General features: G+C 70.3%; 17 protein-coding genes. 8 read left to right on the top strand and 9 right to left on the bottom strand.

What is annotated here, in order from left to right; all coding sequences use genetic code 11:
- Positions 1–101 precede the first annotated feature (101 nt).
- The 3 genes from CHF16_RS36965 to CHF16_RS36955 form a co-directional block, all read right to left on the bottom strand.
- Entirely contained in the window at positions 102–1,376 is a 1,275-nt protein-coding gene (locus CHF16_RS36965; protein ID WP_089330846.1) for a sodium:proton exchanger, read from the bottom strand.
- Positions 1,377–1,477: 101 nt separating this feature from the next.
- Positions 1,478–2,548, bottom strand: a complete 1,071-nt coding sequence (locus CHF16_RS36960) for a quinone-dependent dihydroorotate dehydrogenase (protein ID WP_089330845.1) — start codon at positions 2,546–2,548, stop codon at positions 1,478–1,480.
- A gap of 39 nt (positions 2,549–2,587) precedes the next feature.
- A complete protein-coding gene (locus CHF16_RS36955) occupies positions 2,588–3,640 on the bottom strand; it encodes a hypothetical protein (protein WP_089330844.1) in 1,053 nt (350 codons plus the stop codon).
- A 186-nt stretch (positions 3,641–3,826) separates the two neighbouring features.
- Between CHF16_RS36955 and CHF16_RS36950 the strand changes: the two genes are divergently transcribed.
- Both CHF16_RS36950 and CHF16_RS36945 read left to right on the top strand, forming a co-directional pair.
- Positions 3,827–4,768 (top strand): hypothetical protein, encoded by a 942-nt coding sequence (locus CHF16_RS36950; RefSeq protein ID WP_089330843.1) that lies wholly within the window; start codon positions 3,827–3,829, stop codon positions 4,766–4,768.
- Positions 4,769–5,209: 441 nt separating this feature from the next.
- A complete protein-coding gene (locus CHF16_RS36945; RefSeq protein ID WP_089330842.1) occupies positions 5,210–5,866 on the top strand; it encodes a hypothetical protein in 657 nt (218 codons plus the stop codon).
- Positions 5,867–5,914: 48 nt separating this feature from the next.
- On the opposite strand, the gene CHF16_RS36940 is transcribed toward CHF16_RS36945, so the two are convergent.
- Positions 5,915–6,109 (bottom strand): DUF397 domain-containing protein, encoded by a 195-nt coding sequence (locus tag CHF16_RS36940; RefSeq protein ID WP_218827018.1) that lies wholly within the window; start codon positions 6,107–6,109, stop codon positions 5,915–5,917.
- Between the two features lie 285 nt (positions 6,110–6,394).
- Complete coding sequence (locus CHF16_RS36935; protein WP_179271884.1) at positions 6,395–7,246, bottom strand: helix-turn-helix domain-containing protein; 852 nt, start codon at positions 7,244–7,246, stop codon at positions 6,395–6,397.
- A gap of 318 nt (positions 7,247–7,564) precedes the next feature.
- Between CHF16_RS36935 and CHF16_RS36930 the strand changes: the two genes are divergently transcribed.
- Positions 7,565–8,254 carry a class I SAM-dependent methyltransferase gene (locus CHF16_RS36930; protein ID WP_089330840.1) on the top strand — a complete coding sequence of 230 codons (690 nt, stop codon included), beginning with the start codon at positions 7,565–7,567 and terminating at the stop codon, positions 8,252–8,254.
- Between the two features lie 40 nt (positions 8,255–8,294).
- Here the strand turns inward: CHF16_RS36930 and CHF16_RS36925 are convergent, their stop codons facing one another.
- Positions 8,295–8,819 (bottom strand): GNAT family N-acetyltransferase, encoded by a 525-nt coding sequence (locus tag CHF16_RS36925; RefSeq protein WP_089330839.1) that lies wholly within the window; start codon positions 8,817–8,819, stop codon positions 8,295–8,297.
- A 76-nt stretch (positions 8,820–8,895) separates the two neighbouring features.
- Positions 8,896–9,390, bottom strand: coding sequence for a nuclear transport factor 2 family protein (locus CHF16_RS36920; RefSeq protein ID WP_089330838.1), 495 nt, complete (start codon positions 9,388–9,390; stop codon positions 8,896–8,898).
- Positions 9,391–9,491: 101 nt separating this feature from the next.
- Here CHF16_RS36920 and CHF16_RS36915 point away from each other — a divergent pair, with 101 nt between their 5' ends.
- On the top strand, positions 9,492–10,475 hold the full coding sequence (locus tag CHF16_RS36915) for an alpha/beta fold hydrolase (RefSeq protein ID WP_089330837.1): 984 nt from the start codon (positions 9,492–9,494) through the stop codon (positions 10,473–10,475).
- A 108-nt stretch (positions 10,476–10,583) separates the two neighbouring features.
- Complete coding sequence (locus CHF16_RS36910) at positions 10,584–10,784, top strand: hypothetical protein (protein WP_089330836.1); 201 nt, start codon at positions 10,584–10,586, stop codon at positions 10,782–10,784.
- On the opposite strand, the gene CHF16_RS36905 is transcribed toward CHF16_RS36910, so the two are convergent.
- A complete protein-coding gene (locus CHF16_RS36905) occupies positions 10,781–11,365 on the bottom strand; it encodes a TetR/AcrR family transcriptional regulator (RefSeq protein WP_089330835.1) in 585 nt (194 codons plus the stop codon). The two genes, CHF16_RS36910 and CHF16_RS36905, sit on opposite strands and share 4 nt — an antisense overlap.
- Before the next feature lie 18 nt (positions 11,366–11,383).
- Complete coding sequence (locus CHF16_RS36900; protein ID WP_179271883.1) at positions 11,384–12,550, bottom strand: acyl-CoA dehydrogenase family protein; 1,167 nt, start codon at positions 12,548–12,550, stop codon at positions 11,384–11,386.
- Between the two features lie 299 nt (positions 12,551–12,849).
- Here CHF16_RS36900 and CHF16_RS36895 point away from each other — a divergent pair, with 299 nt between their 5' ends.
- The 3 genes from CHF16_RS36895 (at position 12,850) to CHF16_RS36885 (ending at position 15,057) form a co-directional block, all read left to right on the top strand.
- Positions 12,850–13,134 (top strand): hypothetical protein, encoded by a 285-nt coding sequence (locus CHF16_RS36895; RefSeq protein ID WP_089330833.1) that lies wholly within the window; start codon positions 12,850–12,852, stop codon positions 13,132–13,134.
- A 467-nt stretch (positions 13,135–13,601) separates the two neighbouring features.
- Positions 13,602–13,931, top strand: a complete 330-nt coding sequence (locus tag CHF16_RS36890) for a type II toxin-antitoxin system RelE/ParE family toxin (RefSeq protein WP_089330832.1) — start codon at positions 13,602–13,604, stop codon at positions 13,929–13,931.
- Between the two features lie 31 nt (positions 13,932–13,962).
- Positions 13,963–15,057: an ImmA/IrrE family metallo-endopeptidase gene (locus CHF16_RS36885; RefSeq protein WP_089330831.1), complete on the top strand. Its 1,095-nt coding sequence runs from the start codon at positions 13,963–13,965 to the stop codon at positions 15,055–15,057.
- Positions 15,058–15,136: the final 79 nt, after the last annotated feature.

The following is a 15,136-nucleotide window of genomic DNA, read 5'->3' as shown; positions in this document are numbered from 1 at the left end:
CGAGCCTCAGGCATGCAGACAGCGTCGCACCACCCAAGGTGATCACGTACAGGAATCGCTCAATCGCTTACCGAGATCTAGGCATGTAGTACTAGGCCTGTTCATCTAGGCCGGACGACCGCCGCCATCGCCGTGCCCAGGTCGCGGTGCCGGGAGATGAGCACGGAGAAGCCCACCGCCAGGTAGACGCCCGACAGGGCCAGCCGTGCGGTCTCCTCCGGCAGGGCGAACTGCACCGCGAACAGCACGAACAGCGCGGCGGCCTCCCACCGCTTGAAGACCAGGTCGATGAGGAGTGCGAGGCCGAGGACGGTCTGCGCGGCGGTCAGCAGCACCTCCTCGGTCTGCCGGGAGTCCAGCGGCAGCGACCATGCGCCGCCGCCCGCCCGGTAGGCGAGCGGCAGGGTGCCGATCAGCAGCGTCCACTGGTTGACCTTGCTCGACAGCAGCGTCCCGATCGCGTCGGCGTCCCGCAGCCGCCATGCGAACATGACCGCGACGAGCAGTTCCGGGGCCTCCGACGCCAGCGGCGCGAGCCACTGCACCAGGAGGAACTCGTCGATGCCGAGCGAGGCGCCCGCCTCCACGAGCGCGTCGGCGAACGGCTTCGCCGACGCGAACACGAAGCCCGCGCCGAGCGCGAAGCCGGTCCAGGTCGCGAGGCGCCGGTACCGGGCGGGCAGCGCGGCCAGCCGGGCGGGGACGCCCGCGAGCTCCTCGACGTCCTGGCCGCGGTCGCGCGCGACGCGGGCGATGTACAGGGCGTAGACGGCGATCAGCACGATCGCGAGGTACCAGCCGATCTCGCCGGACAGCGCCGGGACGAACCCGAGGACGCCGGCGAGCGCGAGGAAGCCCAGCTCGACGCGGTGGCGCCCGGTCAGCGTGACGTCGCGGCGGCCGGCCCCGGAAGCGGCGCGGCGGCCGGCCCCGGAAGCGGCGCGGCGGCCCGGATCGGGGGCGCGGCGCCTGGCGGCGCGGCGGACGCCGAGCGTGAACGCCAGCACCACCAGCGCCCAGCCCACACCGACGAGCAGTCGGTTCGCGCCCGTCATGTTGGCGGCGGCGTAGGCGGTGTACTGCGGACGGGTACCGGCGGCGTAGGCGTAGTAGAGGTCGACCGCGTATTCGGGCAGTACGGCGATGAGGGCGAGCAGCGCCAGCGCGAGTGCCCCGGACATGTCGGCGCGTGCCGTCTCCGCCGCCCACATGAGCAGGATCGCTGCCGCCAGCACCCCGGCGCCGGACACGACCATGGCCGCGACCGCCGGCAGGTCGAACCCGCCCGCCCTGATGACGACGGCGGGGACGCCGAGGAGCAGCGCCGGCACGATCCGGATGAGCAGCGTCCCGCTGGTGATCAACTCGCCGGCCATACCGGCACGGTGCCCGCAGGCGCCCCGCCGATGCGTGCGGTCCGCGGCAAAGCCCGGGACGGTCGGCGGGGACGGTCAGTGGGGACGGTCGGCGGGGACGGTCAGCGGCGGGCTTCGTCCAGCGTCCGGAAGGTGCTGGCGCGGAGGCGGCGGGACAGCTCGCGGTTGACGCGGTGCGCCCAGAACGGGCCGCCGTAGATCATGCCGGTGTAGCCCTGGACGAGGGTCGCGCCCGCGCGGACGCGCTCCCACACGTCGTCGGCCGACTCGACGCCGCCGACGGAGACGAGCGTCAGCCGCCCGCCGGTGCGGGCCCGCAGGCGGCGCAGGACGTCCAGGGAGCGCTCTTTCAGCGGCGCGCCGGACAGCCCGCCGGTCTCCTTGACCAGGGCGGGCGGGCTGAGCAGGGCGTCCCGGCCGATCGTGGTGTTGGTCGCGATGATGCCGTCCAGGCCGAGGTTCAGCGCGAGGTCGGCGACCGCGTCGACGTCGTCGTCCGCCAGATCGGGCGCGATCTTGACCAGTAGCGGGACGCGGCGCGCGGACGCCCGGTCGGCGGCCTCCCGCACGGCCGCCAGCAGCGGGCGGAGGTGCTCGACGGCCTGGAGGTTCCGCAGGCCGGGGGTGTTGGGGGAGCTGACGTTGACGACGAGGTAGTCGGCGTAGGGGGCGAGCCGCTCGGTGCTCGCGACGTAGTCGGCGGCTGCCGACGCCTCCGGCACGACCTTCGTCTTGCCGATGTTGACGCCGACGACCGTCCCGGGGCGGCGGTCGCGCAGCCGCCGCGCGGCGGCCTCCGAACCGGCGTTGTTGAAGCCCATCCGGTTGATGACCGCCCGGTCCGGCGGCAGCCGGAACAGCCGCGGGGCGGGGTTGCCGGGCTGCGGGCTCCCGGTCACCGTCCCGATCTCGACGTGGCCGAACCCGAACGCGCCGAGCGCCTCGTAGGCGACGGCGTCCTTGTCGAACCCGGCGGCGAGCCCGAGCGGGCTCGGGAACTCCAGCCCGAGCGCGCGGACGGCGAGCGCCGGGTCGCGCGGGGCGAGCAGCCGCCGCAGCAGCGGCGCCAGCCCCGGCACGGCCTGGATAGCGCGCAGCCCCCGCAGTGTCAGGTGGTGCGCGGTCTCCGCCGGGACGCGGGTGATGACCAGTGAGAACAGGAATCGATACATCACCCTCGATTATCTCAGCCGCCTCCGGCGGGCCCGCGCTCAGTGCCCGCGGAAGGCGCGGCGGAGCGAGAGGCGGACGTCGCGGGTCGCCTGCCCCATCGTCCGGCGGACGGACCGGACCGGCTCGCGCACCGTGACCCGCAACGTCGCCGCGACGCCGCGCCCGATCGGCCGCAGGACGTTCGCCCGCACCCAGCGGACCGGGACGACGACCAGGACCCGCACCGGGATCACGACGAGCGTGCGCCAGAGCCAGCGCAGCACGCGCGCCGCGAGCCGCCACGCGCCCGCCGCCCCGGCGACGATCGGCGCCAGGACGTACCGCCACAGGGCCCGCGCCGGGACGACGACCAGCACGTGCCAGAGCCAGGCGAGGAACCGCCCGAGCGCTCGCCAGGCCCAGACCACCCCGGCCGCGAGGGCGCCGAGCACGGTGAGCGTCCCGCGTCCGAGCCAGGTGAGGCCGCTCCAGACGGCCTTGCCGATCCAGGCGAGGACGAGCAGCGGCGGGCGCAGGACGTACCGCCACAGCAGCACCGCGGGCAGGACGATGAGCGCGCCGACCAGCCACACGATCGGCCGCAGCAGGACGAGTTCCAGCAGCCGGCCGAGGCCGCGCCCGAGCAGGGCGAGGAACCCGCCGAGCATCGCGAGCAGCTCGCCGAACCCGCGCCCGAGCATCGCGAGGAACCGGCCGACCGGGGCGAGGAGCACGCGGTAGACCCACCGGGCGAGCAGTTCGATCCCGCGCCCGAGCCACCGCAGGAACCCGAGGATCACCACGACGGCGAGCCACCGCAGCGGCCGCACGACGAGGAAGTCGAAGACGGCGGCGATGCCCCGCCCGATCGCGGCGGCCAGCCGGCCGAGTGGGGCGAGCAGCCACCGGTACAGCGCGCGGCCGGTGCCGCGCAGGCCGCGGCCCAGCAGCACGAAGAGGTCGTGGACGAGCCGCAGCGGCAGCACGACGATCAGTGCGACGACGCGCGCGGGAACGACGATCCAGGCGGGGCCCGGCCGCTCGTCGGGCCGTGCGGGGGCGGGCCGCTTGCTCAGGTCGATCGTGCCGCCCGCGGGTTCGTCTCCGGTCACCGCTGCCTTCCCAGTCGCTTCGTCCTGCTTTGACCCGTCCGATGGGTCCGCGGTTCCCGGCTTGAACCCTTCCGCGCGGCACACCGTACTCCTCGTCGATCCGGGTGGGCGGCGCGGCGGCCCGCCCAGGATCGCGGGACGGAGCCTGGACCGGAGCCGGGCCCGGACGACCTGGAGGACAACGCCATGAGATTCCCACGCTGGGTGATCCCCCTAGCGGCCGCCCTGACCGCGACGGGACTCGTCGTGAGCGCCTGCGGGCAGGAGCGGCCGAGCGGCGGGCAGAACGCCGCCGCCGGTGCGCAGGCGCAGGTCGCGCCGCCCGCGGCCCCGCCCGCACCCGCCGCCTCGCCGACCGCGCTGGAAGTCGCGTCCGTCGCGAAGCTCGGCAAGGTCGTCACCGACGGGAACGGCATGACGCTGTACCGGTTCGACAACGACACCGCGCGTCCGCCCGCCTCCACCTGTGCGGACGCGTGCGCGCGCGCCTGGCCCCCGGCCGTGGCGGGGCAGGGCGACATCAAGGCCACCGGCGTGGAGCAGGCACTCGTCGGCAAGGTGAAGCGTCCGGACGGCACATGGCAGGTCACCCTCGGCGGATGGCCGCTGTACCGCTTCGCCAAGGACCAGGCCCCGGGCGACGTGAAGGGCCAGGGCGTGGGCGGCACCTGGTACGCCGCGTCCCCGACGGGCAAGAAGGCCACTCCCGTCAAGACGGACAACCGCTGGAAGGGCTGGACGGTCGTCAAGGCCAAGAACGACCCGAAACTTGGCCTGATCCTCACCGACGGGGACGGCCGAACCCTCTACCGCTACGACAAGGACACGAACAAGCCGCCGACCACCAACTGCTTCGGCGCCTGCAAGAAGGCGTGGCCGCCGGCGACCTTCAAGGGCTGGAAGAAGCTCAAGCTCGAAGGCGTCAGCAAGAAGGTCGTCGGCTTCATCGAGCGCAAGGACGACGGCAAGTGCCAGCTCACCATCAACGGCTGGCCCATGTACTACTACGAAAAGGACGAGCAGCCGGGCGACACCAACGGCCAGGGCGTCGGCGGTGTGTGGTGGGCGACCACCCCCACCGGCAAGAAGGCAGCAGGTGCCGCAGGCGACGGCGGCGGCGGCTACTGACGCGCCCCCACAAGCGAAGGCGCGGAGGTCTCGCGGGTCGGTCGGGGTCCGCGATCCCTCCGCGCCTTCTCCCTTCCCCGAACCTGCTCTCTTCCCTGCGGGACACTCGACTCCTTCACCGCGGGACACTCGATTCCCGGCAGCGGAAGCGCGATAATAGAAATCTAACCGGACAGCTAGCTTTCAGCAGATATCAATCTGCCATGTAGCAGAAAGCCTGATGTCTTCAAGCGCCGATGGCGCTACCAGGGGCCTGTACCGCTGACCTCGCGTAGTGCTGGCAGCTTGCCTGCTGGCTCTGCGAGGCATGGCGAACTGACATATGTCAGTCTGCCCTCTGCCGTCATCCAGGTGGCTGCCAAAACGCCCGCCGAAGTGCGATCCTTGAACCGGAGCCAACCGGAGCTGCACCAAGGTACGGCCGATCGGGCGAGGGCATGCATGACGATCATTCCAGCACCGCCGGGCGAGTCGAGTTCCGCCGCGCGCCTGCTCTTCCGACTCCTGCTCGCGATCGACATACAGGGATACAGTGCACGCTCCCCCCGTCTCCAGTTGCAGGCACAGCAGGATCTGCAGGAGTCGATCGAGACCGCAGCCGCGGCGGCCGGCCTCGACCGGGGGCTGTGGCTCCAGCAGGTCAGCGGCGACGGAGAACTGGCGGTCCTGCCGGTGGACGCGGACATCGTCACGGTCATCGGCGTGTTCGCCCCGGCTCTCGAGCGCGCGCTCGAGGAGACGAACCGGCGGGCCGCCGACCGTCCCAGACTGCGTGTCCGGCTCTCCTTCCACCACGGAGCGCTGATCATGGGGCGTCCGGCCGCGCTCGGGCCGGCCGGCGACGCGCCGGTGGTCGTGAGCCGGCTCCTCGACGCCCGCCCGCTCCGGCGGTACCTCGACTGCCGGCCGGCACGGAACGTCGCCCTGATCGTCTCGGATCAGGTCTTCCGTGAGGTCGTGTGCAGCGGCTTCTGCGCACTGTCGCCGCGGCATTTCCAGCCGATCCGGACAACGATCAAGGGACTGGTCTACGTCGGGTACATTTACGACCCGGACCGTGCGGAGACCGTGGCGCGCGGCGGGGAATCGCCCCGCTGAACGGGATGAAAGCGCCCTGAGCGTCGGCTGGAGCGGTGGCCGCCGTTGTCAGGCGGCGCTACGAATGGTGGCGAGGAAGCTTTTCCAGTCGTCATGCGTAACGGTCAGTACCGGACCCGAGCGATTCTTCGAATCGCGTATGTAGAAGACGCCGCCGTGCCACCCCACCTCGACGCAGTTCGCGCCCGTGCCGGTGCGGGTGCTGGTTCTCCATTTCAGGTCTTCGGGTATCGGGCGCGACAAGTCCGGTCTCCTTCCACGCGCGGCTCAGGCCACTGCCGGGCACGCCGAAGCTGACGAGAAAGCGGAGTGCCCGGGCACCCGCAAGGCGCAGGGCAGCACCGAACGCTCCCGCTTCGTCGCCCAGAAGCGCCGTCCCGCCGGTCGGCTGGCAGGACACGAGATCCTGCCTGACCTGTCAGGCGCAAGTGTAAACCGTACTTTGCTTTGAGGCCATGAGTGATCAGCGGTCCCGCGCGCGGCCGCCCGGCGCGGTCCTTCGCTTTTTGGTCGACCGGTAACCGGGAGCTAGAGGCTGTCCGCCAATTGGGTGAGGAGCACTGCGCTTCCCTCCGGTCGCAGGGATACCTCTCGTAGCCTCTCGAAACGCTCCCGGTAGGTCACCACGGCATCTTGCAGGTCCCGGGTCACCCGCATGAATCCCGGGCTTTCAAGGTGCAGCACGTCGTCGTCTTCGGCCGATGAGAATTCCAGGATCGTGAAGGAGCGTCCCGGGTTGGCGCCCGCACTGAACGGGACCACCTCGATGGTGATGTTCGGACGATTGGCCAGTTCGACCAGGTGGCGCAACTGGTCGCGCATCACCCGGGCGCCCCCGATCTGTCGTCGCACCACGGATTCGTCCAAGACAAAGAAGAGGGTCGGTGCCCCCTCGCCGTCCAGGATGTCCTGCCGGCGCATCCGCACTTCGACGAGCGCGTCCAGATCCGCGGCTTTGTCGGGTGGCAGGTCGCTCGCGATGTACTCCTGGGCGTACTCCTGCGTTTGCAGCAACCCCGGCATGATGAGGTTCTCGTACTGCCGAATGATGTGCGCCGCGGACTCGTAGCCGATCAGATCGTAGTACTGCGGCGGCAGCACTCTCCTGTAGCCGCTCCACCACGTGCGTTCGCGCGCGGCCTTGGCCAATTGGACGAGTTCCTCGATGCGGTCGCTATCAATACCGTACAACGAGAGGATCGCCTTAAGGTCCGTGGTCGATATGTTGACCGCGCCTGACTCGATCCGAATCACTTTCGAAAGGGACCAGTCGAGGTTCTCGGCGACCTGTTCCTGGGTGAAAGCGGCTTCGTCCCTGGCCCTGCGGAGCTCGACACGCAGGCGCCGCTGGCGCACCGTAGGACTGTCTGCCGCTGGCACCGGCCGCTCCTTTGCCACTCTGGTCTCATGATCTGAACGGTGCGACTGAGCTGTATGCCATGTTGCAACCTGCACCGTAGCTTACCGCCAAGCTCAGTCTGCCAGCAGGCCGTCTTGGTTCGCGTGCCTCTCGCGGAAAGAGGTCACCAAGCGTGATCTCCTTTGGGTAACGAAACGCTCGCACGCCCGAGGAGGAAGGCCGGTCGGCCTGAGAGGCGCTGGTCGTGGCGCGGCGGTGCGAAGCCGTCCGGCAGTGTTGACACCTTCCAATGGAATATCCTGACGGTGAGAGTTGATCTCTCTGGCACGATCGGGGGCATGTATGAGCGATTCGCCCGCGAGTATGCGGCCCATGCCGAGGACAGTGCCTACAACGCCTTCTATGACCGTCCGGCCGTGCTGGGGCTCGCCGGTGACGTCGATGGGCTGTCGGTCTTCGACGCGGCGTGCGGTCCCGGGCTGTACGCCGCCGAACTGCTGGACTGCGGGGCCCGTGTCACCGGCTGCGATGTGAGCCCCACCTTCGTCGACATGGCCCGCGCACGTACCGGGGGCCGGGCCGACCTGCGCGTGCACGACCTGTCCGAGCCGCTGGCCTGGGTCGAGGACGACGCGTACGACCTCGTCGTCCTCGCCTTGGCCGTGCACTACATCGACGACCGCGTGGCGCTGCTGTCGGAACTGCGCCGCATCCTGAAGCCCAGCGGGGCTCTCGTCCTGTCCACCGAGCACCCGACCATGACGTGGATGCGCCTCGGTGGCTCCTACTTCGCGGAGGAACCATACGAGGAATCCCTGAGCGACGAGAAGGACTGGCCCATCCGGGCCTGGCGCCGCCCGCTGACGTCGATCTGCGCCGGGTTCCGCGCGGCGGGCTTCCTCATCGAGGAGTTGCTGGAGCCGCATCCCGTCCCGGAAATGGCCGACCGCTACCCGGAGGACTACGCCCAGCTGGAGGCGCTCCCGGCCTTCGTCGCCTTCCGCCTGATCCCCGCGCCGCCGCGATAGCGTCCGCCTGCTCCGGCGGGCGAATAGCCCCGCCGGGGGCTCAGACGAGCTTCTTCACCAGGAGTTCGAATTCCAGGTCGTCGCGCTTGGGGAGGCCGAAGCGCTCGTCGCCGTAGGGGAAGGGGCTCTTCTCGCCGGTCCGCGCGTAGCCGCGGCGGACGTACCAGGCGATCAGCTCCTCGCGGGCGGTGATCACCGTCATGTGCATCTCGTCCGCGTGCCACTCCTCGCGCGCGACGCGTTCGGCCTCGGCGAGGACGCGCTTGCCGAGACCGCTGCCCTGGCGGGACGGGTCGACGGCGAACATGCCGAAGTAGGCGTGCCCGCCGCGGTTCTCGAGCTGGCAGCACGCGGCGAGGACACCGCCGGTCTCGGCCACGAGCATGATCGAGCCGGGGCCGGTCACGACGCCGGTGACGGCTTCGGCGTCGGTGCGCTGCCCGCCGAGGAGGTCGGCCTCGGTCGTCCATCCGGCGCGGCTGGCGTCGCCGCGGTAGGCGCTCTCGACCAGCGCGACGAGCGCGGGGACGTCGGCCGGGACGGCGGTCCGAAATGTCGTATCCATCGGGCGGAACTCTAACCGGAGCGGCCCGCTGATCGGGACAGCCTACTGAGTGGGACGGCCTACTGATCGGAGCGGCCTACTGGTCGACGCGGCACTCCGGGCCGATCGGGCGCGTGATCGACCAGTACCGGTGGAAGTGGCACTTGGACATCTTCCAGCGGCCGTCCTCGATGACGTACTCGTCGTCGTACTCGCCGGTCGAGACGGTCTCGGTGTTGTCGAGCAGGTTGACCTGGCGGAACTTCAGCGTCCAGCGCCCCGACGCGGTCGTCTCGTCGTGCACCGTGATGTCCGGGTGCATCGCGTGGTGCATGTCCAGGATCGCGTTCCGGCCGTCGATCTTCTGGAGCGCGATCCGCTCGAAGACCCGCGCGATGCCGTCCGCGTCGTCGAAGGCGCCGAGCCGGCCGTAGTCGATCGAGGCGCCGGACGCGATGAAGCACGCGCGGAACTCCGCGGGGTCCTTGGCGTCGCAGGCGCGCAGGTAGCGGTGCTTGAGGGCCTTGATGGCCTCGACGGCCTCCAGCCGGGCGATGCGCGCGGCGAGGTCGGGGCTCGGTGGCTGCGGCATGGTGGCTCGACCTTCGCCGACGGCCCGCGGCCCGTCCAGCGGTGTCCCGGTGAATGGGAGGGCGGCGGACCGCGGCGAGACGAGCACGGAGGATCGTCGGCATGAGCCTTGGCGAGGAGGACGTCCGGCACCGCGTGCTCGACGTCGGCGGCATCGCGCTTCACGTGGCCGAGATGGGGGCTGAGCGGGGGCGGCCGGTCGTGATGTGCCACGGCTTCCCCGGCCTCTGGTACAGCTGGCGCCACCAGTTGCCGGTGCTGGCGGCGGCCGGGTACCGGGCCATCGCGGTCGACATGCGCGGCTACGGGCGCAGTGAACGTCCCGCCTCGCCGGAGCAGTACGACCGGTGCCGCACTGTCGCCGACATGGTCGGGCTCCTGGACGCCCTGGGCATGGATGACGCCGTCTTCGTCGGACATGACTTCGGGGCCGCTCTCGTCTGGGACCTGCCTCAATGGGCCCCCGGACGGGTCAAGGCGCTGATGCAGCTGAGCGTGCCGCGCATGCCGGTTTCCAGTCGTCCGCCCACCGAGCTCTACGCGCGGATGGCGCAGCAGCACTTCGTCCACGTGCACTACTTCCAGGAGCAGGGGCCCGCGGATGAGGAACTGGGGGCCGAGCCAGAGCGCTTCCTGGCGAACGTGTTCTGGGCGCTCAGCGGCGGATACCGGTACCTCGACATCTGGCAGCACCCCAGCGAAGGCAACGGCTACCTGGACGTGCTGCCTGAAGCCCCGCCCCTGCCATGGCCGTGGCTGTCGAAGGACGAGTTCGCCTACTACGTCGATGAGTTCCGCCGGACGGGCTTCACCGGCGGCCTCAACTGGTACCGGGCCTACGACCACGTCTGGAGGGAGAAGCAGATGCGTCCGGACGAGCCTGTCACCGTCCCAACGATGTTCCTCGTGGGGGAGCGTGACCCCGTCCTGCAGATGATGGGGTCCAACGCCCTGAAGCAGATGGAGGAACTGGTGCCGGGCCTGCGCGACGTCCACACCGTTGAGGGAGCGGGCCACTTCGTGCAGATGGAGGCGCCCCGCGAAGTCAACGAGGCGATGCTCGCCTTCCTCGCACGCCTCGGCTGACCGCGCCTCGGCTGACCCTGCGAAGGCCGCCGCCGCCGGAGGGTAAGCGCAGGTCGGAGGGGTAGCAACAGCAGAACGACCGGTTCGTCCGGAAGCGGGGGAAGCCCTATGAACGAGCAGGCGATCGGCAGGAAAGCCGAAGCGGACATGAGGCGGCGCATCGACAGGGTCGGCACCGGGGCGAGCGACGCCCCCGGGCATCTCGACGCGGACGAGGGCCCGAGCACCCGCGACGCCGAACAGGACATGGAGGGACGCATCAGGCGCCGGGGGACGGGCGCGAGCGACCAGCCGGGGAGCCCCGACTAGTCACCGGGCGAGAGCAGGATCTCCAGCGTGCGTTCGTACAGGTCGGAGCCGTCCTCACCGGGCATCAGGTAGCCGCCGACCCACGAGCGCAGCATGAGCCGGGCCCGCAGGCGCGCCTCGTCGGCGCCGAAGCCGAGGTCCTCCAGGCAGGCGGCGATGTGCCCGAGCAGGGCCCGGTCGGCGTGCCGCACCGCCTCCTCCGCCGCGGGCTCGTGCTGCGCCCACAGCCGCATCGCGCGGTCGATCGGCGCGACCTCCCGGCCGAGCGCCTGGATGCGGCGCAGCCGCTCGCGCGGATCGCCGGTGCTGCCGAGGGACAGGCCGAGCACCTCGTCCGTCCGCTCGTGCGCCCACCGGTCGAGCAGCGCCCGCATCAGCTCGGGACGGTCGGTGAAGTGCCAGTAGAAGCTTCCCTTGGTGACGCCGAGCCGGGCCGCGAGCGCGTTGATCGTCACGCCGCGCTCGCCGGCCCTGGCCAGTTCCTGGTAGGCGGCCTCGATCCAGTCCCGCCGCGCCATCCTCGTCCGCGCCATCCTCGTCCGCGCCGTCCCCGTCCGCGCCGTCCCCGTCCGCGCCGTCATGCCCGCGCCCGCCCCCGGTCAGACGAGGACGACCGGGCCGGCGTCGAGCCCCAGCCCGATCCTGCCGTAGAGCGTGTAGGCCGCGTCCGGATCGAACACCACATGCCCGGAGATCGTATTCACATCGCGCTGCGCCCGCTGGAACGGGGAGGACGAGAACTGCGCGCTCGCCCCCGCCGCGGAGCACAGGTCGTTCACGACCCGCCGCGCGGTCGCCGCCACGTGCGCCGCCACCAGGCGGGCCCGCGCCCGCTCCGTCATGTCGAGGGGACGTCCCTCGGCGATGGCCGAGGTCACGTCGCCTATCGCGCCGTCCAGCAGGAGCCGGGCGGCCGCCAGGTCAGCGGTCGCCGCGGAGAACCGGATCTGCCCGCTCACCAGGTCGCGCTGCCGCTGCCCGCTGTAGGCCATCACCCGCGTCGACATCCGCTCGGTGAACCGCGCGAGGACCCCTTCGGCGGCGCCGAGCACGGGTGCCGCACCGGTCAGCGCGAACACCGGCACCAGGGGCGTCCGGTAGAGCGGCGCGGAGTTCACGCGCGAGCCGGGTGACCGCCCCTCCGTCAGCTCCACCATCGGCACCGACCGGTGCTCGGGCACGAACACGTCGGCCACCTCGATGTCGTTGCTGCCCGTGCCGCGCATCCCGCTGGTGTGCCAGACGTCGTGGACGATCACCTCGTCGCGCGGGATCAGGAACAGCCGCGGCTCGATCGTGTCGTCCACCGTGACCAGCGCCATGACCATCACGTGGTCGGCGTGCATGACGCCGCTGCCCCATCCCCAGCGGCCGGTGACGGTGTGACCGCCGTCCACGGGCTTCGCGGTGCCGGACGGCGACAGGGTGCACGGGATCAGCCCGTACGGCCGCTCCGCCCACACCTCGGCCTGGGCCTGCTCGGGGAACAGCCCGACCATCCAGTTGTGCAGCGTGTAGATCACCGACAGCCATCCGGTGGAGGCGCACGCCGCCCCGATCTCCCGGCAGGCCGCCGCCATCGGCTCGAACCCCAGCTCGGCGCCGCCGAACCGCTTCGGTACGAGCATCTCGAACAGTCCGGTCGCGGCGAGGTCCGCGATGGTCTCGTCCGGCAGCCGCCGCGCCGCCTCGGCCGCCTCCGCGCGCTCCGCCAGGACGGGCGCGAGCTCCCTGGCGCGCTGCACGATCTCGGTTCCATACTCCATAGTACGGAGACCATACCCCGAAGTATGGTTCCTGGACAGGGCCCCTGGAGGGCGTCCTCGCCCGCCGCCGCGCCCGCCCGCCACCGATCGCCATGACGGGACGACAACCCTTTTTCGAAAGTGGCCCGGCCATTCACTGAGCGAGAGCATGCGTGAGATTCCCGTGACAATGGCCCGCCGGTGCGGTCCTTCCGGGCCCCGGTTGCGGCAGCCATTGGCCTGATGCGGCCAACGGGGATTCCCAGCACCAGTGGCCGCTATGATCATCCAGCTTTGTCACGCACATTCAAAGGGAAATCATGAATATCGACTTCGGCGCGGACGCCGCATTCTCGTGGTACGTCGTCTTTCTGCTGGTGTCCGGCCTCGCCATGCTCCTCATGGCGGCCGTCGGGGGCGGCCAGAGCGGCGGCGAAAGGCTGCTCAACCTGGCCTTCGGCGTCGGCTTCGTCGGCTATGGGGTCTACCTCGGGTTCATCTTCGACGGCGGCGAGTACTTCATGTTCTTCTACGCCTTCATTCTGCCGGTCCTGATGCTGTTCAGGTTCGCGAAGGCGCTCTTCGGCGAACGCGCCGGCGCCTGACCCGAAACTCTCGCCACGACGGCCGCGAGCCCGATCCGCCGGGCTCGCGGCCGCCGTGTCTCCGCAATTGCCGATCGCGGAACCGGCCTCCCCGGCCCCGGCAGCCGATCCAGGCCGCCATTTCCGGCTCCTGGCCACATGGCCCCCACTCCGAATCCACGACCGTTCGCCGGAAAACCCTGGTGATGTGTTTCGCGGCGGCCCCTCACGGTGCGCACCCGGGCCGACCCGGACGGCCGTCCTGCAAGCGCCCTGTGCTGAGCGCCGGCGTGGTGGCCGGCTCGTCCGCCCTCTGGCCGCTCTCGGTCACGGGGCGCTTGCTTTATGCGGGTGTGCTCGGATTTGTCTGCTGTAGACGGCGGTCTCGTTCCGGTCGCAAGCAACGATCATGAATGTTCTGTGCCAGAGTCCTCCCCAGGCCCGAGTCAATGTTTACCTACTGGGTACATACTCTTAGGAGGACGCGATTGGAGGTGCGGTTTGCAGACCCTGATCTTCGCGACCTCTGTGCGTCCGACCGGGCCCTGCGCAAGAAGTACGGCGCCGAAGGCGCCAGAAAGATCGGGATGCGGCTCGGCGCGCTGGCGGCCGCCGAGAGCATCGACGACCTCATGCGCATGCCGGGGCGTTGCCACCCGCTCAAGGGCGCGTACTACAGCGGCTGCTTCGCCTTCTGCCTGCACGCCGGGTGGCGTATGGTCTTCCGGCCGATGACCGACGAGGAGAGGCGGGTAGCGGAGATCGTGGAAGAGATCGCCGCGCTGGTCGTTGAGATCATCGACTACCACGGCGGCTGAGCCGGCCGACGCGTCGAAGGGAGTGAGCACAGTGCCGGAGCAGGAGCTCCATGAGCCCGCGGAGCCGGACTACGCGGTACCGCCGGGCGAGACCATCCGGGAGTTCCTCGACGACCTCGGAATGTCTCAGCGACAGCTGTCCGCGCGTCTCGGCCTCACCCCGAAGCACGTCAACCAGCTCATCCAGGGGCTCGTGCCGCTGACACCGGTTGTAGCCCTGCGGCTGCAACTGGTGACGGGCATGCCGGCGCGCCTGTGGAACAGGCTGGAGGCCGACTACCAGACGACCCGGACGCGGCTGCGCGGACGCAGTGACCTCGACGAGTTGATCGCGTGGGTCCGGGACGAGATACCGGTGAGTGAACTGGTCAAGCGAGGGGTTCTGCCCCCGGTCCCCAAGGACCCCGCCAGCCGGGTCGAGCAGGTTCTTAGCTTCTTCGGCGTCGCGCACCTCGCGTCCTACAGGGAGTTGTACGCCGATCCTGCGGTCCGCTTCCGTCAGACCAAGGCGTTCGCGGCCAAGCCGGGTGCCGTCGCCGCCTGGCTGAGGCTGGGTGAGCTCCAGGCCCGTGACGTCGCCTGCGAGCCGTACGACAGGCACCGTCTCGATCAGGATCTGCGGGCCCTGCGGCAGCTCACGGTGCAGCCTCCCGAGGTGTTCTTCAAACTCACCGTCGACATCTGCGCCCGTAATGGCATCGCCCTTGTCGTCGTCCCGGAAATCCCCGGAACGCGGGCGGCGGGTGCGACCAAGTGGTTGTCGCCGCAGAAGGCGATGGTCATGCTCAGCGGACGCTACAGAACCGACGACCAGCTCTGGTTCACGTTCTTCCATGAGCTGTGCCATGTGATGAAGCACAGCAAGAGAGCGGTGTGGATCGAGGCGGACGACGGCGGAGCAGACCCGTGCGAGGCCGAGGCCGACACCTTCGCCCGAGACCTGTTGATCCCGCCGGACGCGGCGCGGCGGCTTCCCGACCTGAAGAAGCTGGACGACATCAGGCGCTTCGCCATGGAGGTAGGGATTGCGCCGGGCATCGTCGTGGGGCGGATGCAGCGGGAGGGCCTGCTCAGCTACCGGAACGGCAACAGGCTGAAGCGGAGTATCCACCTCCCGGAGCCGTGACCGGCGGCGGGTGCTGTCACAAACGGGTGGGGCGTCCTGTCTATCTGTTCTATCTGTCGACAGTCACTCTGAGGAGGAA

Origin of the sequence: Actinomadura meyerae, from assembly GCF_900188445.1 — a bacterium.
Taxonomy (GTDB): domain Bacteria; phylum Actinomycetota; class Actinomycetes; order Streptosporangiales; family Streptosporangiaceae; genus Spirillospora; species Spirillospora meyerae.
Note: the sequence above shows the minus strand (reverse complement) of the source record. Positions and strands in the feature narration are given on the sequence as shown.